A 2,268-nucleotide genomic window follows, 5' to 3' on the forward strand; every position below is an offset into this window, starting at 1 on the left:
GCGATCGCGGGCGCGGCACGGCAGTTCAGCGCCGTGGAGCCGCCGACGCCGCGCGGATCGATGCCGATCACGTCGTAGACCTGCGCGAGCTCGGACTTGCCCAGGAACAGCGGCAGGCCGAGCCCTGAGCCGCCAGGTCCACCCGGATTGGTGAACAGCACGCCGCGCCTGCGGTCCTGCGCCGCCGCCTTCTTGCGGCTGATCGTCAGGTTGATCCGGTCGCCGGCCGGTTTGGTGTAGTCGAGCGGCGCGACGAGCGTCGCGCATTCCAGCTCGCTGAGCTTCCCGCTGCACTGCGCCCACTTCACCGGCTGGGCGGTGTACTCGGCGAGGGGGTCGGGAGGATCGGCGGAGGCTGTCATTCCCGTGGCGGTGAGCACGACCACTCCCAGGACGAAAGCCAGGAACCTAGGCAAGACGAAACCTCCGCGCCGAACGACAAGACCTCTGCTGCCCGAAGGTATGGCCGTTCACTCGGCTTCATGGGTTGTGTCACCCGTCCCGGTGATGTCACCTCCAACGGCTTAAGCTGCGAGTATGACCAAGACAGCCGAGGTGAAGGAGGAGCATCCGCCGACCCTCTCCGCCCGCACGATGCGCAAGATCGAGCGCGCGTCGGGTTCGCTCGCGACCGCGAGCGTGGCCGAGATGGAGCAGCGGCTGTCGTGGTTCGCCAGGATGCCGGCCGACCAGCGTGCGAGCGTGCTGCTGCTGATCCAGAACGGTGTGGCGGGGTTCGTCGAGTGGCTGCACGACCGGCAGCAGGCGATCCGGCTTACCGCCGACGCTTTCCGCAGTGCGCCCAAGGACATCTCCCGCTGGGTGAGCCTGCGCCAGACCGTCGAGCTGGTCCGGATAGCGCTGGAGCTGTTCGAGGAGCAGATGCCGGCGATGGCGGCGAACGAGGCCGAGCGCGCGCTGCTGATGGAGGGCGTGCTGCGGTACGGGCGGGAGATCGCGTTCTCCGCCGCCACCTCCTACGCGGCGGCCGCCGAGGCGCGCGGTGCGTGGGACGCGCGACTGGAAGCGCTGGTCGTGGACGGCATCGTGCGTGGCGACCCCGAGGAGTCGTTGCTCAGCAGGGCCGCGGCGCTCGGCTGGGACCCGGCGCTCGAAGCGACGGTGCTGGTCGGCAATCCGGGTGGTGAGGATCCGCCGACGATCGTCTACTCGGTGCGCAGCAAGGCCGCCCGCGCGGGACGGCCGGTGCTGCTGTCCGTGCAGGGCTCACGGCTGGTCGTCGTGCTCGGCGGACCCACGGAGACCGGTGAGGACGTGCTCGGGCGCATCTCCGAGGGCTTCGGCGAGGGGCCCGTGGTGGCGGGGCCCACCGTTGCCAGCCTTTCCGAGGCCCATCGCAGTGCCAGTGACGCGTTGAGCGGGCTGCGGGCCGTCGTGGGCTGGCCGGCCGCTCCCAGGCCTGTCCGCTCGCTCGACCTGCTGCCGGAACGGGCGCTCGCGGGCGATCCGGAGGCCGAATGGCAGCTCGTCGACAGGGTTGCCCGCCCGTTGGAGGACGCCGGCGGCGCGCTGCTGGAGACCGTGGACGCGTTCCTGGAGGTCGGCGGCGTGCTGGAGACGTGCGCGAAAAGACTGTTCGTGCACCCGAACACGGTCAGATATCGCCTTCGCCGCGTTCAGGAAATGACGGGAAGAAATGCACATGACGCTCGAGACGCGCTTGTGCTTCGCGTCGCTTTGTCTGTAGGACGCCTTGCCCGCTCACGGGGGCTGTGGTAGCGAACGGCCTGTGACGGACTTCGCACACATCCGTTAGGGTGAGAGCCAAACGACCTGCCCACCCGCTGAGCTGGGCATACGTCGGGCGGCGTTCACCTGGCTGACACTTTTGTAGGATCTCTACAAATACGATCGCAGTACTTCGTTCTTTACGGCATGGGGTACCGGTGGGTTCACCAGCTTTAGTAATCGACGTGATCGCACTCCTCGCGCCCGGACAAGGGTCCCAGACGCCCGGCATGCTCACCCCCTGGCTCGAACTGGAGGGGGCGGAGAAGCAGGTCCGCACGTGGTCGGAGATCACGGGCCTCGACCTCGTGCGTCTCGGCACCACCGCGGAGGCGGAGGAGATCGTCGACACCGCCATCACCCAGCCGCTGGTCGTGGCCCTCGCGCTGCTCGCGTTCGGTGAGCTGCGCCGCCGCGTCGAGCTGCCCGCCGGCGTGATCGTCGCCGGCCACTCGGTCGGTGAGCTGGCCGCCGCGTCGATCGCGGGCGTCATCAGCGCCGACGACGCGTTCGACGGCC

At 69.1% G+C, this 2,268-nt stretch carries 1 protein-coding gene and 2 pseudogenes; 2 read left to right on the forward strand and 1 reads right to left on the reverse strand.

Annotated features, from left to right (window positions below):
- A pseudogene (locus FXN61_RS48880) lies at window positions 1-416 on the reverse strand (alpha/beta hydrolase); the annotation flags it as partial.
- Window positions 417-537: 121 nt separating this feature from the next.
- Between FXN61_RS48880 and FXN61_RS48885 the strand changes: the two are divergent.
- Window positions 538-1,740: a PucR family transcriptional regulator gene (locus tag FXN61_RS48885; protein ID WP_167980557.1), complete on the forward strand. Its 1,203-nt coding sequence runs from the start codon at window positions 538-540 to the stop codon at window positions 1,738-1,740.
- 239 nt (window positions 1,741-1,979) lie between these two features.
- Window positions 1,980-2,268 (forward strand): annotated as a pseudogene (locus tag FXN61_RS48890) (ACP S-malonyltransferase); the annotation flags it as partial.

Source organism: Lentzea indica (genome assembly GCF_012184385.1).
GTDB classification, from domain to species: Bacteria; Actinomycetota; Actinomycetes; order Mycobacteriales; family Pseudonocardiaceae; genus Lentzea; species Lentzea indica.

Excerpts from the sequence above, each read along its gene's own strand:
- FXN61_RS48885 (WP_167980557.1), top strand. The coding sequence starts at position 538 with ATGACCAAGACAGCCGAGGTGAAGGAGGAGCATCCGCCGACCCTCTCC.